The 13,849-nt window shown below is 69.3% G+C and carries 13 protein-coding genes; 5 read left to right on the top strand and 8 right to left on the bottom strand.

The genetic code is table 11. The features are described from left to right. The first annotated feature begins 281 nt into the window (after positions 1 to 281). On the top strand, positions 282 to 1,055 hold the full coding sequence (locus C5F75_RS02030) for a phytanoyl-CoA dioxygenase family protein (RefSeq protein ID WP_059583986.1): 774 nt from the start codon (positions 282 to 284) through the stop codon (positions 1,053 to 1,055). Positions 1,056 to 1,194: 139 nt separating this feature from the next. Here C5F75_RS02030 and C5F75_RS02035 read toward each other — a convergent pair whose 3' ends face one another. Next, the gene (locus C5F75_RS02035) at positions 1,195 to 1,401 is read right to left on the bottom strand and encodes a DUF3185 family protein (protein WP_059583985.1); all 207 of its coding nucleotides are present in this window, start codon (positions 1,399 to 1,401) and stop codon (positions 1,195 to 1,197) included. A 193-nt stretch (positions 1,402 to 1,594) separates the two neighbouring features. Between C5F75_RS02035 and mgrA the strand changes: the two genes are divergently transcribed. After that, positions 1,595 to 2,638, top strand: coding sequence for an L-glyceraldehyde 3-phosphate reductase (gene mgrA / locus C5F75_RS02040; RefSeq protein ID WP_059583983.1), 1,044 nt, complete (start codon positions 1,595 to 1,597; stop codon positions 2,636 to 2,638). Between the two features lie 107 nt (positions 2,639 to 2,745). Here the strand turns inward: mgrA and C5F75_RS02045 are convergent, their stop codons facing one another. Then, positions 2,746 to 2,931 (bottom strand): hypothetical protein, encoded by a 186-nt coding sequence (locus tag C5F75_RS02045; RefSeq protein WP_006482800.1) that lies wholly within the window; start codon positions 2,929 to 2,931, stop codon positions 2,746 to 2,748. A 354-nt stretch (positions 2,932 to 3,285) separates the two neighbouring features. Next, entirely contained in the window at positions 3,286 to 4,170 is an 885-nt protein-coding gene (locus tag C5F75_RS02050) for a DMT family transporter (protein ID WP_104011818.1), read from the bottom strand. An 806-nt stretch (positions 4,171 to 4,976) separates the two neighbouring features. On the opposite strand from C5F75_RS02050, the gene C5F75_RS02065 reads away from it, so the two are divergent. Next, positions 4,977 to 5,189 carry a hypothetical protein gene (locus tag C5F75_RS02065; RefSeq protein WP_006477514.1) on the top strand — a complete coding sequence of 71 codons (213 nt, stop codon included), beginning with the start codon at positions 4,977 to 4,979 and terminating at the stop codon, positions 5,187 to 5,189. Between the two features lie 46 nt (positions 5,190 to 5,235). Continuing rightward, positions 5,236 to 6,267, top strand: coding sequence for a serine/threonine protein kinase (locus C5F75_RS02070; RefSeq protein WP_059583980.1), 1,032 nt, complete (start codon positions 5,236 to 5,238; stop codon positions 6,265 to 6,267). A 75-nt stretch (positions 6,268 to 6,342) separates the two neighbouring features. Here C5F75_RS02070 and C5F75_RS02075 read toward each other — a convergent pair whose 3' ends face one another. Both C5F75_RS02075 and C5F75_RS36655 read right to left on the bottom strand, forming a co-directional pair. Then, positions 6,343 to 7,785, bottom strand: a complete 1,443-nt coding sequence (locus tag C5F75_RS02075; protein WP_059583978.1) for a coniferyl aldehyde dehydrogenase — start codon at positions 7,783 to 7,785, stop codon at positions 6,343 to 6,345. Beyond that, positions 7,782 to 8,288, bottom strand: a complete 507-nt coding sequence (locus C5F75_RS36655) for a hypothetical protein (protein WP_155634564.1) — start codon at positions 8,286 to 8,288, stop codon at positions 7,782 to 7,784. The genes C5F75_RS02075 and C5F75_RS36655 overlap by 4 nt, the downstream gene beginning before the upstream one ends. Before the next feature lie 496 nt (positions 8,289 to 8,784). Here C5F75_RS36655 and C5F75_RS02090 point away from each other — a divergent pair, with 496 nt between their 5' ends. After that, positions 8,785 to 10,425 carry a GMC family oxidoreductase gene (locus tag C5F75_RS02090; protein ID WP_059583975.1) on the top strand — a complete coding sequence of 547 codons (1,641 nt, stop codon included), beginning with the start codon at positions 8,785 to 8,787 and terminating at the stop codon, positions 10,423 to 10,425. Positions 10,426 to 10,454: 29 nt separating this feature from the next. On the opposite strand, the gene C5F75_RS02095 is transcribed toward C5F75_RS02090, so the two are convergent. The 3 genes from C5F75_RS02095 to fliI are packed head-to-tail and all read right to left on the bottom strand — an operon-like array spanning position 10,455 to position 13,835. Further along, positions 10,455 to 11,834, bottom strand: coding sequence for a flagellar hook-length control protein FliK (locus C5F75_RS02095; RefSeq protein ID WP_104011819.1), 1,380 nt, complete (start codon positions 11,832 to 11,834; stop codon positions 10,455 to 10,457). A gap of 31 nt (positions 11,835 to 11,865) precedes the next feature. Beyond that, complete coding sequence (gene fliJ, locus C5F75_RS02100) at positions 11,866 to 12,324, bottom strand: flagellar export protein FliJ (protein ID WP_059583972.1); 459 nt, start codon at positions 12,322 to 12,324, stop codon at positions 11,866 to 11,868. Between the two features lie 5 nt (positions 12,325 to 12,329). Continuing rightward, positions 12,330 to 13,835 carry a flagellar protein export ATPase FliI gene (fliI, locus tag C5F75_RS02105; protein WP_264160265.1) on the bottom strand — a complete coding sequence of 502 codons (1,506 nt, stop codon included), beginning with the start codon at positions 13,833 to 13,835 and terminating at the stop codon, positions 12,330 to 12,332. Between the last annotated feature and the right edge of the window lie 14 nt (positions 13,836 to 13,849).

The following is a 13,849-nucleotide window of genomic DNA, read 5'->3' on the forward strand; positions in this document are numbered from 1 at the left end:
ACGGATCTTACCGAAACCCGTTGCGCGCCGCGCCCGCCAGAATTGACAGGCCGCGTCAGGCTACAGGGGATTCGTGACGGGCAAAAGTCGCGATAAACCCTTGTGCCGCAACGCGTGTGCCGCATACCGCCTGTCGCTCAGGCAGGTGCCGCGCCGCACAGTTCCCTTGCGCTGGATCAAATCCGCGATTGGCATGCCCCTGCGCACGACAATGGCGCTGTTCGCGGTATCCGGCGCCGATTTACAATCGTCACATTCACACAATAAACGTCTGGCATCCCATGTCGTCTCCATTGCAGTCGGAATCGATCCGCGCGCAAGTCGCGGAATTGCGCGAGCGCGGCTTCGTCGTCGCGCGCGGCCTCGTCGGCGAAGCGCAGTGCGCGACGCTCAGGCAGATCGCGGAGCGCCAGTTGCGGGAGGCCGCCGAGCCGATCGAATTCGAGGCCGACCTGCGCTACCCGGGCGCGCCCGAATCGAAGCATGCGCCCGGCGGGCATACGGTGCGGCGCCTGCTCGATGCGTACGCGCGCGATCCGGCATTCGCCGAGCGTGCGATCGCGCCCGAAATCGGCGCGTGGATGCGCGAGTATTTCGGTGAGCAACCCGTGCTGTCGCGCGCGCATCACAACTGCATGATGACGAAGCACCCGGCGTACGGCAGCCTGACCGGCTGGCATCGCGATTTCCGCTACTGGGCGTTCGAGCGCCCGGACATGGTGTCGGTGTGGCTCGCGCTCGGGCCGGAAACCAACGAGAACGGCGCGCTGTGGCTGGTGCCCGGCTCGCATACGGCCGAATTCGGGCCGGAAGCGTTCGATGACGCGAAGTTCTTCCGCGGCGATCTGCCGGAAAATCGCAGGATGATCGACGCGGCCACGTGCCCGTCGCTGCAGACGGGCGACGTCGTGTTCTTCCACTGCAACACGCTGCATTCGGCCGGGCAGAACCGTTCCGACCAGGTGAAGTTCTCGCTCGTGTACACGTACCACGGTGCAAGCAACCGGCCGGTGCCCGGCACGCGCTCGGCGTCGAAGCCGGAAGTGCAGTTCTAGGCGCGGATCTGGCGGCCGGTGAAGCCGCCGCGGCCACGCGATGCGGCGCATCGCGGGCGGATGAAACGACGGGCGGCCTGGCCGCCCGTTTCGTTTGGCGCGGCCCCCGCGCGTGACGCGAGCCGCGGATGCGTCGCGATCAGCGCTTGCCGCCCGGCATCGCGAGGCCGATCAGGCCGATGAACGACGCGACGGCGCCGCCGACGATCAGCAGGATCGTCTTCGTCGCGGGCGAGCCGGTGAAGAAGCGCGACACGTTGTCGTTGATCGAATGGAACGACTGGCCGCCGAAATACAGCAGCACGATGCCGCCGACGAGCAGTGCAACCGAGATGACCCGGGACATACCAACCTCGCTGAAACGGTGATTCGAGACGCCGCAGTGTAGGCGAGCGCCGCGGTCGCGTCCATCGCCGTGCCGCCGTGCGCGATTCGGCCGCTTTCGCTACCATAGTCGTCGTATGACTCCTTCGCCGCCGTCGCGCCATCGGCGCGGCCGGCGCGCGTCCCTTCCCCCGATGTCCTGACGGAACAGACTCATGGCCTACGAAGCAGCTTCCGAACGTTATGCCGACATGCAATACCGTACCTGCGGCAAATCCGGGCTCAAACTGCCCGCCCTGTCGCTCGGCCTGTGGCACAACTTCGGCGATTCGACGCCGATCTCGACGCAGCGTGAGATCCTGCGCACCGCGTTCGATCTCGGCATCAACCATTTCGACCTCGCGAACAACTACGGGCCGCCGTACGGCAGCGCCGAAACCAACTTCGGCCGGCTGCTGAAGGAGGATTTCCGGCCGTATCGCGACGAGCTGCTGATCTCGACGAAAGCCGGCTGGGACATGTGGCCGGGCCCGTACGGCAGCGGCGGCGGCTCGCGCAAGTACGTGCTCGCGAGCCTCGATCAGAGTCTGCAGCGGATGGGGCTCGACTACGTCGACATCTTCTATTCGCACCGTTTCGACGCGCATACGCCGCTCGAGGAAACGGCGGGCGCGCTGGCCTCGGCCGTGCAGCAGGGCAAGGCGCTCTACATCGGCATCTCGTCGTACTCGGCCGCGAAGACGCGCGAGATGGCCGACCTGCTCGCGCAGTACAAGGTGCCGCTGCTGATTCACCAGCCGTCGTACAACCTGCTGAACCGCTGGATCGAGCGCGACCTGCTCGGCACGCTCGACGACGTCGGCGCGGGCAGCATCGCGTTCACGCCGCTCGCGCAGGGCTTGCTCACGTCGAAGTATCTGAACGGCGTGCCGGCCGACGCGCGCGTGAACAAGCCGGGCGGCGGCTCGCTGAAGCAGGAGCACCTGAGCGCGGACAACCTCGAGCATGTACGCAAGCTCAACGCAATCGCCGAACGGCGCGGGCAGAGCCTCGCGCAGATGGCGCTGGCGTGGGTGCTGCGTGACGGCCGCGTGACGTCCGCGCTGATCGGCGCGAGCCGGGCGGAGCAGGTGCGCGAGAACTTCGGTGCGTTGAAGAACCTCGAATTCTCGGCGGAGGAGCTCGCGGAGATCGATCGCTACGCGACGGAAGGCGGCATCAATCTGTGGGAAAAGCCGTCCACCGATCAGGCGATCTGACCGGAACTCGATACGGCATGCGAAACATCGCGCGCCGTATCGTCGACGCGCAGGCAGTGCGTCACCTCGCTGCCGTGCAGCGAGGTGTGTCGCGCACGGCGGTGGCGCTAGATCAGCGCGGGCAGGCCTTCAACGAGCAATACCGCGACGCCGACGCCGAGAATGACGCCGAGTACGCGCAGCAGGTTGTGACGGAACTGGGTGGCGCACGGCACCGCGCCGAGAAATAGCGCTCCGGCCAGCGCCATCGGAATCAACAGGATGAAGTCGCCGATCGTGAAATAGGTCGTCATGCGTGTCTCCAGTGTCGGCCGAAGTGAGCGCTTCAGTGCGTGCCTTGGCGGCTCCATCCCCGCGGGATATCGGCCGAAGCCGGCACGCGTGCGCTCACCCCGGCCCCATGCCGGGTGTTTCTAGTTGGTCCGGCCCGTTACGAGCAGGCCGGTCCATTCGAGTATAGGCAACCGGCGGCGTTTTTCGCTATCCGAACCATTAAAAATCAGCGGAAAGCCCCGGGAATCTCGCATTTTTCGTGCGAACAAGACGAACGCCTTGCACGCATCTTTCCCGTTCCTTTCGATTTTCGCGGAATCGTCGTATGTGTCCGATACGGGCCGCCGCACCCGCGGGCGCGGCGGCCGGCCCGCTCACGCGCGGTCGGATTGCGGGCGGCCGGCCGGCGCGCGGAACACGAGCGCGAGCCCGGCGATGATCGCGCCCATGCCGGCGAGCGCGAGCGGCTCGGGCCGGTTGCCGAGCCACGCGGCATCCATCAGCGTGGTGACGACCGGCACGAGATAGAACAGGCTCGTCACGTTCACGAGATCGCCGCGCTGCATCAATCGGTAGAACAGCAGTTGCGCGATCACCGAAATCACGATGCCGAGCCACAGCAGCGGCACGACGAACGCCCAGTTCAGCTCGAACGACACCGGCCGGAACGGCACGATCGCGACGCACAGCGCGAGGCCGATCGCGTTCTGCATCGGCAGCACGTCGGCGGGCGCCGCGCGCACGCGCTTTTGCAGCAGCGAGCCGACGGTCAGCGCGACGAGCGCCGTGAGCGCGCACGCGATGCCGGCCGCCGACAGGCCGCCCGTCCCGCCGCTCACGCCGCGACCGACGACGAGCGCGAGGCCGGCGAGCGACAGCGCGAGCCCCGCGATGCGCGCCGGCTGCCAGCGCCGCTCGACGATCGCGAGCGTGAGGATCGGCTGCACGCCGAGGATCGTCGCGAGCACGCCGGGCGCGATGCCGCGCTCGAGCGCGAGCAGATAGAAGATCGAATAGCCGCCCATCATCAGCAATCCGGTCAGCGCGGCCATGCGCCGCTCGCCGCGCGGCAGCCAGCGTTTGCGCATGAAGGCCAGCACGATCAGCACGAGTGAGGCGAGCGCGAAACGGGCAGTGAGAAAGGCGAACGCGGAGGCGTGCCGCAAACCGAGTTCAGCGAAGATCGCGCCGCTGCTCCACAGCAGCACGAAGAGCGACGTCGCGCCATGCGCGGCAAGCGCGCGTTTGAACGAAACCATGTGAATCCACCTGTCGAACGGATCGAAACGTTCCATCCGCGCGCGGCAACGTGCCGTGCGTCATGACGCACGCACGTGCAGACAACGGGGCGAATGGAAGACGAAGAAGCCGGCGAGTCAGCCGGCGCGTGCCGCCGGCGGGGGCGGCGCGGCGCAGACGCGCGGCGGTGCGACAGGAGGAGGAAGGACCGACGGATGCACGCACGCCCGCGGCCGCGAGTCGAACTGCGGCCGGGATGTTGCGCGGGCGGACGTGAGCGGATGCATCGTGTCGGAATGCGATTGAACGCGAATGAAAGCCAAAGGTACCGCAAGGCAGCCGTCGAACGCAACTGCTGTCGGCGGCGGCGCATCGCGGGCGGGGCGATGCAAGACGGCGCCCGCTCTCTGGCCGATGCGCATGCAAGCTTTCGGCGAACGGAAGAAGGCGATCGGCAAGCGACGCGCGGGACGTGATGTGAGCGCCGATCGCGGGCGTGCTCCGACGATTGCGCGCGGCGCAAGCGAAGCGGGACGCGCGTTGCGTCGATCGCGCGTGCGCGGCGGCGCCGGACGGTTTCGGTAGGCAGCCGCATTCGACAGGGTATGATGGGGGTAACCGGGCGGGCAAGTGCATGCCCGGCGCAGTGGTTGATTGGAGACATTCGACGAATTCGCGGCACTTCGCCCGCTTCTTCTTCTTTTCGCGCTTCGATAAACCGTGAACAATGGGATCACGCGCAACGCTCCGCCGAGAGCGGCGCGGATCGTGCATTTGCCGGCTCGCCAGCGGGCCGGGTTTCAAGATTCAAGAGTGGGGAACCATCATGCATATCGGGTCGATCGTCTGCACTACCCATATCGCGGTGCCGAAGGGCGCGCGCGGCATCGTCCAGCGCATCCTGGGCGACATGGCCATGGTGACCTGGTACGCGGGCGTGCCGGGTGAGTCGAAAGAACTCAACACCGAGCCGTTCTTTCTCGAGGACCTGATCGACACCGGCGAATCCGTCTTGCCGGCCGGCGCGGCGCTTCACTAAGGACGCTCGTACCGGACGCTCGTCTTTCGGTCCGGCTGGCGGCACAATGCGGGGCATGACCGACACCACTTCCGCTCCCGCTTCTCCCGCCAGCCCGCCGTTCGCCGGCCTCACGCCCGAGTGCGTGCTCGACGCGCTCGACAGCGTGCTGATGCCGGCCGGCCTGCGCACCGACGGGCGCCTGCTCGCCCTCAACAGCTACGAAAACCGCGTCTACCAGGTCGGTATCGAAGACGGCCCGCCGGTCGTCGCGAAGTTCTATCGCCCGGCGCGCTGGTCGGACGACGCGATTCTCGAAGAGCATGCGTTCGTCGCCGAACTCGCCGCGCACGAGATTCCGGCGGTGCCCGCGCGAGCCTTCGACGGCCGCACGCTGCACGCGTTCGACGGCTTCCGCTTCTCGATCTTCGAGCGGCGCGGCGGCCGCGCACCCGATCTCGACCGCAGCGACACGCTCGAATGGCTCGGCCGCTTCATCGGCCGCATTCATGCGGTCGGCGCGACGCAGCCGTATGCCGCGCGTCCCGTGCTCGACATCGGTACGTTCGGCTACGAGCCGCGCGACTACCTGCTCGCGCACGATTTCATTCCGGATGACGTAAGGCCGGCGTACGAGACCGCGGTCGCACTCGCGCTCGAAGGCGTCGAGGCCGCGTTCGAGCGCGCGGGCGAGATCCGCCTGCTGCGCACGCACGGCGACTGTCATCCGAGCAACGTGCTGTGGACCGATGCCGGCCCGCATTTCGTCGACTTCGACGACAGCCGGATGGCGCCGGCCGTTCAGGATCTGTGGCTGCTGCTGCCGGGCGATCGCGAAGGCGCGTCGCGCGCGCTGGCGGACCTGCTCGCCGGCTACGAGGATTTCTGCGAATTCGAGCCGCGCGAGCTGCATCTGGTCGAAGCGCTGCGGACGCTGCGGCTGATCCACTATGCGGCGTGGCTCGCGCGGCGCTGGGACGACCCGGCGTTTCCGGCCGCGTTCCCGTGGTTCAACACGCATCGTTACTGGGAAGCGCGCGTGCTCGAATTGCGCGAGCAGATCGGCGCGATGCAGGAAGGGCCGCTCTGGCCCGTGTGATGGACGACGGCTGCGTGCGCGGCATCCCATGCCGTGCGGCAAGGGCCGCGGCGCGACGCGCGCGGCCCGTCTACCTCAGAACTTCAGCATCAGCTTGATCAGCGCGGCGAAGCGCTTGCCGTATGGCGGCGCGAGCAGGTTGCGCGCGTTCAGCCGCGCCTGCGTGAGCACGGGCTTCATCTTCGAGAACGTGACGAAGCCGTCGTAGCCGTGATACGCGCCCATGCCGCTCGCGCCGACGCCGCCGAACGGCAAGCTGCCGCACGCGATGTGCATCAGCGTTTCGTTGACCGTTACGCCGCCGGAGATCGTTTCGTGCATCACGCGGTCGACCGTGCCGCCATCCTCGTCGAACAGGTACAGCGCAAGCGGACGCGGGCGCGCGTTGACGTATGCGATCGCTTCGTCGAGCCGTTCGTACGGCACGAGCGGCAGCAGCGGCCCGAAGATTTCCTCCTGCATCAGTTGCGACGCGGCCGGCACCCGCGTGAGCGCGCACGGCACGAAGCGGCGCGACACGGGATCGGACTGCGCGTCGGACAGCGGATGCAGCTGCGCGCCGCCCGCCTGCGCGTCGCTCGCGAGTTGCTGCAGACGCGCGTAGTGGCGCGGTGACACGATCGTCGTGTAGTCGCCGTTGGCCGACAGGTCCGGATACAGCTTCGCGAAGCGGGTTCGCGCGCGTTCGATGAACGCGCCTTCCATCCCGCGCGGCAGCAGCACGTAGTCGGGCGCGATGCAGGTCTGGCCGGCGTTCAGCGTCTTGCCGGCGACGATCGCGTCGACGGCCGCGTCGAAGCGCGCATTCGGGCCGATGATCGCCGGCGACTTGCCGCCGAGCTCGAGCGTGACGGGCGTGAGGTTGTCGGCGGCCGCGCGCATCACGTGGCGGCCGACCTGCGTGGAGCCGGTAAACAGCAGATGATCGAACGGCAGCGCGCTGAATGCGGCGCCGACCTCCGCGTCGCCGTTGACGACCGCGACGTGGTCGCGCGTGAAGGTCTTGCCGATGAGCTGCTCGAACAGCGCCGACGTGCGCGGCGTCAGTTCGGACATCTTGATGATCGCGCGGTTGCCGGCGGCGAGCGCGCAGATCAGCGGGCCGGCCGCGAGCAGCACCGGGTAGTTCCACGGCACGACGATGCCGATCACGCCGAGCGGCTGCGGCACGACCTTCGCGCGCGCCGGGCGCAGCCATTTGTTCATCGGCTTGCGGATCGGCTTCATCCAGCGCTTGCCGTGCTTCAGCGCGTCGTCGATCTCTTCCTTCGCCATCCAGATTTCCGACAGCAGCACTTCCTGCTTCGCGCGATGGCCGAAATCGGCGCTGATCGCGTCGGCGAGCGCATCCGCATGGTCGATCAGCATCGTGCGCAGCGCGCGCAGGTGCTGCGCACGCGTGTCCCACGCCGGGTACGGTGCGCGCAGGTACGCCGCGCGCTGGTCGTGCAGCAGCGACGTCAGCGCATCGACCGACGGGCGTGCTTGCGGAGCCAGTTCGGGCAGGTCGTTCTTCATGTCGTCTCCTCCAGTTGGGCCTGGCTGGTCGGCCGGCCGTCACGCCGCACGCTCGGCGAGCGCGGCGACGCGGATCGGGTGATGCGTGTCGCGCGGCACGGGGCCGGATGCGACGGGTGCTCGAAAACCGGTTGATGCATGCGGCCGGCGTCGTATCCGCGCGACGGTGTCCGTGTCCGAAAGTCGTGCCGCACGGCAGGCGAGCACGGCTCGATGCGGTGACGCGCGGGCACGCGACGCCGTCTTGCGAGCGTGTGCCGGTGCACCGCGGCAGCGTCGCGCGACGGGTCCGTGACGGCGTGTCGCCGCGCGTCGTGCGACGGCGCCGAGACACCGTCCAAACGGTCGGCGACGACACGCGCCGTTCGATTTCGACCGAGGGCGCGCATCACGCCGCGCAGCGTCGCGCGGGCCGCCGTTTGAAATGAAATGCGGGCCGCGCGCTTGACCTCTGGATCACCCGGTCGGCACGCGGCCTGCAGGATCTGGCGCTGCATCGTCATTCTTCCCGTTTCGCGACGAATCGGCTTCTCGTGGCCGGTGCATCGCGCGAAGCGCATCGACACATCTTAAATTTAGTTCACGCGGGCGTTTAGAGGAATCGCTCTTGAATCGGCGCGCCGCGCACGGGACGGCCATTCCTACAATGCCCCGAGGGTCTGTTTGCAGATGGAACACGCATGCGTTGCCGCGAGAACGGCCGCTCACGAGGCACGCGACGCCGCGAATACCGACGTATCGCCAAGGAGCACAACGCGGCGAGCGGCCGTTCTCGTGGCAACCCCAAATTGAAAAGATCATGTCACGGGAATGCCCGAAATCGCCCGTCCGCCAAGGGGACTTCCTTCGGGGCGTATGGCGGCGTCGCTCGTCGCTCCTTGCCCTACGAGCGATTTCGGGCATTCGCATGCGTGTTCCATCTGCAAACAGACCCTCCAAAGAGGAGACACGGTCGCGCGGCAGTGCCGGGCGACCTCCATGACACGACGGAGACGTGACATGCAATACGACTACATCATCGTGGGCGGAGGTTCGGGCGGAGCGAGCCTTGCCGGCCGTCTCGCCGATGCCTGCCCCGATGCGACGATCGCGCTGATCGAGGCCGGCTCGCATACGGAGCGCAATCTGCTCGTCAACATGCCGGTCGGCATCGCGGCGCTGGTGCCGTTCAAGCTCGGCACGAACTACGGCTACGAGACGGTGCCGCAGCCGGGCCTCGGCGGGCGGCGCGGTTACCAGCCGCGCGGGCGCGGGATGGGCGGCTCGAGCGCGATCAACGCGATGATCTATACGCGCGGCCACCCGGGCGACTACGACGAGTGGGCGCAACTGGGCGCGACGGGCTGGGGCTGGCAGGACGTGCTGCCGTATTTCCGCCGCGCGGAAGGCAACGAGCGCGGCGCGGATGCATGGCACGGCGCGGACGGCCCGCTCACGGTGTCCGATCTGCGCTTTCGCAATCCGTTCTCCGAACGATTCATCCAGGCCGCGCATGCGGCCGGCTATCCGCTGAACGACGACTTCAACGGCGCGACGCAGGAAGGCGTCGGCTTCTATCAGGTCACGCATCGCGACGGCTCGCGCTGCAGCGTGGCGCGCGCGTATATCTACGGCCGCAACCGGCCGAACCTGCACGTGATCACCGATGCGACGGTGCTGCGCGTCGGCTTCGACGGCAAGCGCGCGGTCGGCGTCGTCGTGTCGCGCGACGGGCGGCTCGAGACGCTCGGCGCGCGTGCGGAAGTGATCCTGTCGGCCGGCGCGTTCAATTCGCCGCAACTGCTGATGTGTTCGGGGATCGGCCCGGCCGAGCAGTTGCGCCGGCACGGGATCGCGGTCGTGCACGATGCGCCGGACGTCGGCGCGAACCTGATCGACCACATCGACTTCATCATCAACACGCGCGTGAATTCGTCGGAGCTGGTCGGCGTGTGCCTGCGCGGCATCGCGAAGATGACGCCGGCGCTCGTGCGCTATTTCTCGCGCCGCACGGGGATGATGACGAGCAACGTCGCGGAGGCCGGCGGCTTCATCAAGAGCGACCCGTCGCTCGAGCGTCCCGACCTGCAACTGCATTTCTGCACGGCGCTCGTCGACGATCACAACCGCAAGATGCACTGGGGCTTCGGCTATTCGCTGCACGTGTGCGCACTGCGGCCGTTCAGCCGCGGCACGGTCGCGCTCGCGAGCGGCGATGCGCGCGATGCGCCGCTGATCGATCCGCGCTTCTTCAGCGATTCACGCGACCTCGACCTGCTGGTGCGCGGCACGCAGGCGATGCGCCGCATCCTGTCGCAGGCGCCGCTGGCGTCGCAGGGCGGGCGCGAGCTGTACACGCGGCCGGACCAGAGCGAAGCGGAGCTGCGCGCGACGATCGTCGCGCATGCGGACACGATCTATCACCCGGTCGGCACCTGCCGGATGGGCTCGGATGCGCGCGCGGTCGTCGATCCGCAACTGCGCGTGCGCGGCGTCGACGGATTGCGCGTGGTGGATGCGTCGGTGATGCCGACGCTGGTCGGCGGGAACACGAATGCGCCGTCGGTGATGATCGGCGAACGCGCGGCGGACTTCATCGCCGCGGCGCGCAAGGGCGGCGTGCCGCGCGGCGAGGCGGCCGCGGCGGTGCACGGTCGCTAGACGCGGCGCGCGCACGGCAGCGACCATGCTCAGGCAAACGTATCGACGAGGCCGGCGCGGCTCACGGGTGCGGCGACCGGTGCGGATCGCGCGGCGTCGACGGGTGCATCGACGGCTGACGGTCCGCCGTTCCCGCGTCGCGACGGCTGGCCGCCGGCGAAAGTCTGCTGCGGGTTTTGCTGCTGTTGCTGCGACGCGAGGCCGCCGTCGCTGACGGTCGCGCTGCCGAGCCCGAGCCCGCCCGCTTCCATCGCCTCGCGCAGCTTCGGCAGCGCGGCTTCGACCGCGTCGCGCACCTGCGCGTGCTGCGACACGAACAGCGCGTGCGCGTGATTGTCCGCGACGCGCAGCACGACCTGCAGCGGCCCGAGATCGGGCGGGTTGAGCGTCAGTTCGGCGCTCTGCTGGTGCGCATTCGACAGGAACACGACCTTCTGGCTCAGCGCATCCGTCCAGTCGGCCGTGCCGACGTGCGGCGCGAGCGCGTGCGCGTTGGCGGCGGCGATCGCACCGGCAGCCGGCGACAGTTGCAGGTTCGCCTGCGCGGCGGCCGTGGCCGCCGCGCCTGCCGCGAGCGTCGCGCTGGCGGCCGGGTCGGTTGCGTTGCCGGCTGCCGCGAGCGCGTGCTGTGCGCCGGATTGCGCGGTCGCGTCGGCCTGCAGCGTCTGCGGCGTGACCTGGGCCGGCGTCTGCTGGGTGGCGAGCGCGCCTTTCGCGTCGGCGAGCGTACGGTCGAAGGTCGGGACTTTCGGCGTGAGCGGCGCGGCGGCGTTCGACGTGGTCGCGGCCGGCGCCGTCGGCGTGGCGGTGGCGCTCGTGCCGGTCGCAGGCATCGCAATCGCGTTCGCACCACCCGTCAGCTTGGCGAGCGCCGCTTGCAGCGCGTCGCGGCTCGATGCCGGGTCGGTTGGCAGGGCGGCTGCGTCCTGGGTTGCATGGTCGGCGAGCGTGGCCGCGGCGTCCGGCTGGCCCGGCACGGCCGTCTTTTGCGCGGCGGCAGCGCCAGCCGCCGCGGCCGTGGTCGTCGCGTCGGCCGGCGTCGCGGTGTCCGGGCGCGCCTGCAGTTGCGCCTGCACGGCCGCGGCAGCCGCGAGCGCGGCGGCATCGGGGTTGGCGGTGGCGGTGGCGTTCGCGGCCGTGGCGTCGGTTGCGTCGTCGTCGTCCGTGCCGGACGGCTTCGCACCGGCGGCCGGCTTCGACGCAGCCTGTTTGGCCGGCACGTCCGGCGCACCGGTGCTGGCCGTGTCGCCGCGCGTGGTGACGCTTTGCTTCAGCGTCTGCGCGAACGGCACGGCGCTCGCGGCAGCCGGCGCATCGTTGGCAGTGGCGGACGCGCCCGGGCCGCGGGTGGCCTTGAGTGCGGCGCCGGCGGTGTCGAGCAGCGCGCCGAGCAGGGGCAGGGGAGGCATGACGGTTCTCTCGTTCGAAGGCGGTGGTCGGTTACGACGAGCGGGCCGCGTCGGCCCGCATGCGCAGGATCTTCGCGGCATGTTCGTCGGCGTCGCGCTGTTCGCGCCGGGCGTCGCGCTTCGCCTCCTGCGCGACGCCGCGCGCCTGCAGGATTTCATACGAGCCGACGGTCCGTTTCTTCTGCTGCCAGTTCGGGCGCGCCTCGTCGATGCGGACGTCGGCCGCGGCGAGCACGGTGCGCTGCTGTGCGATCGCCGCATCGAGCGTGTCGATGAACGCCTGGAAATTGCGCCAGTTGCCGGCCGGCATCCCGCTCTGCGCGGATTGCGCGAAGCGCGCGTGATATTCGTCGCGGTAGCGCAGCAGCGCGTCGAGCTGTTCGGCCGCCGCGGTGCGGTCGCGCTGCGCGGTGCCGAGCTGCTTCGCGGCCGAGTCGAGGTCTTCCTGCGCACGGTCGAGCAGCAACTGAAGGGGAAAGCCGTGGGCCATCGGGATCAGCCTCCGTAAGCGTCGAACAGCGCATCGAGCGCGGTGAGGCTCGATGCGAACGGCGCGCATTCGCGAAAGCCCTGCTGCAGGAAGGCCTCGATGCGCGGGTAAAGCGCGATCGCGCGGTCGAGCTGCGCGTCGCGGCCGGGTGCGTAGGCGCCGACCGCGATCAGGTCGCGATTGCGCTGGTAGCGCGACAGCATCTGCTTGAACTGCCGCACGTGGTCGAGATGCGTTTCGTCGATCAGCGCGGTCATCGCGCGGCTGATCGACGCCTCGATGTCGATCGCGGGATAGTGGCCGGCCTCGGCGAGCGCGCGCGACAGCACGATGTGGCCGTCGAGGATCGCGCGCGCCGAATCGGCGATCGGGTCCTGCTGGTCGTCGCCTTCGGTCAGCACCGTGTAGAACGCGGTGATCGAGCCGCCGCCTTCGGGCCCGTTGCCGGTGCGCTCGACGAGCGCGGGCAGTTTCGCGAACACCGACGGCGGATAGCCCTTCGTCGCGGGCGGCTCGCCGATCGCCAGCGCGATCTCGCGCTGCGCCATCGCATAGCGCGTCAGCGAATCCATCAGCAGCAGCACGTGCTTGCCCTGGTCGCGGAAGTACTCGGCGAGCGACGTCGCGTACGCGGCGCCCTGCATCCGCAGCAGCGGCGACACGTCGGCCGGCGCGGCGACGACGACCGAGCGCGCGAGCCCGTCCTCGCCGAGGATCTGCTCGATGAATTCCTTCACTTCGCGGCCGCGTTCGCCGATCAGCCCGATCACGATCACTTCCGCGCTCGTGTAGCGCGCCATCGTGCCGAGCAGCACCGACTTGCCGACGCCGGAGCCGGCGAACAGGCCCATCCGCTGGCCGCGGCCGACGGTGAGCAGCGCGTTGATCGCGCGCACGCCGACGTCGAGCACATGGTGGATCGGCTCGCGATCGAGCGGGTTGATCGACGGCGCCGACAGCGGCGCGTCGACTTTCGACGCGAGCGGGCCGAGGCCGTCGAGCGGGCGGCCCGATGCGTCGACGACGCGCCCGAGCATTTCCCAGCCGACCGGCAGCCGCTTCGCGCCCGCGAGCGGATCGGCGACGGGCGCGGCCTCGAGCGGCCACACGCGTGCGCCGGGCAGCACGCCGGCGACGTCGGTGGTCGGCATCAGGAACAGGCGGTCGCCGGCGAAGCCGACGACTTCGGCTTGCGCGTGCGGCAGCGTGCTGCCGGGCGGCAGTTCGATCGTGCATTCGGCGCCGACCGACAGGCGCAGCCCGATCGCCTCGAGCACGAGGCCGGCCGCGCGCGTGAGGCGGCCGCACGGCCGCAGCGGCAGCGCGCGGTGGCTGCGTGCGGCGAGCCCGTTCAGGTGCGTGCGCCAGTGCGCGAGGTGCGGATTGTGCGGCGCGCGCGGGGCGGCGCCGGCGGCCTCGGATGCCGCGTGCGGCGAGGCGTCGAATGCGGGATCGTGCGGGGCAGCCGGCCCGAACGACGCAAGCGCGAGCTCGCGTTCGAGCGGCGTCATGCCGTCGTGCGCGA

Source organism: Burkholderia anthinoferrum, from assembly GCF_002925705.1.
GTDB classification, from domain to species: Bacteria; Pseudomonadota; Gammaproteobacteria; order Burkholderiales; family Burkholderiaceae; genus Burkholderia; species Burkholderia semiarida.

What these genes read in the sequence shown, in the direction of transcription:
- C5F75_RS02030 (WP_059583986.1), top strand. Translation starts at nt 282, where the DNA reads ATGTCGTCTCCATTGCAGTCGGAATCGATCCGCGCGCAAGTCGCGGAA.
- C5F75_RS02035 (WP_059583985.1), bottom strand. Translation starts at nt 1,401, where the DNA reads ATGTCCCGGGTCATCTCGGTTGCACTGCTCGTCGGCGGCATCGTGCTG.
- mgrA (WP_059583983.1), top strand. Translation starts at nt 1,595, where the DNA reads ATGGCCTACGAAGCAGCTTCCGAACGTTATGCCGACATGCAATACCGT.
- C5F75_RS02045 (WP_006482800.1), bottom strand. Translation starts at nt 2,931, where the DNA reads ATGACGACCTATTTCACGATCGGCGACTTCATCCTGTTGATTCCGATG.
- C5F75_RS02050 (WP_104011818.1), bottom strand. Translation starts at nt 4,170, where the DNA reads ATGGTTTCGTTCAAACGCGCGCTTGCCGCGCATGGCGCGACGTCGCTC.
- C5F75_RS02065 (WP_006477514.1), top strand. Translation starts at nt 4,977, where the DNA reads ATGCATATCGGGTCGATCGTCTGCACTACCCATATCGCGGTGCCGAAG.
- C5F75_RS02070 (WP_059583980.1), top strand. Translation starts at nt 5,236, where the DNA reads ATGCGGGGCATGACCGACACCACTTCCGCTCCCGCTTCTCCCGCCAGC.
- C5F75_RS02075 (WP_059583978.1), bottom strand. Translation starts at nt 7,785, where the DNA reads ATGAAGAACGACCTGCCCGAACTGGCTCCGCAAGCACGCCCGTCGGTC.
- C5F75_RS36655 (WP_155634564.1), bottom strand. Translation starts at nt 8,288, where the DNA reads ATGACGATGCAGCGCCAGATCCTGCAGGCCGCGTGCCGACCGGGTGAT.
- C5F75_RS02090 (WP_059583975.1), top strand. Translation starts at nt 8,785, where the DNA reads ATGCAATACGACTACATCATCGTGGGCGGAGGTTCGGGCGGAGCGAGC.
- C5F75_RS02095 (WP_104011819.1), bottom strand. Translation starts at nt 11,834, where the DNA reads ATGCCTCCCCTGCCCCTGCTCGGCGCGCTGCTCGACACCGCCGGCGCC.
- fliJ (WP_059583972.1), bottom strand. Translation starts at nt 12,324, where the DNA reads ATGGCCCACGGCTTTCCCCTTCAGTTGCTGCTCGACCGTGCGCAGGAA.
- fliI (WP_264160265.1), bottom strand. Translation starts at nt 13,835, where the DNA reads ATGACGCCGCTCGAACGCGAGCTCGCGCTTGCGTCGTTCGGGCCGGCT.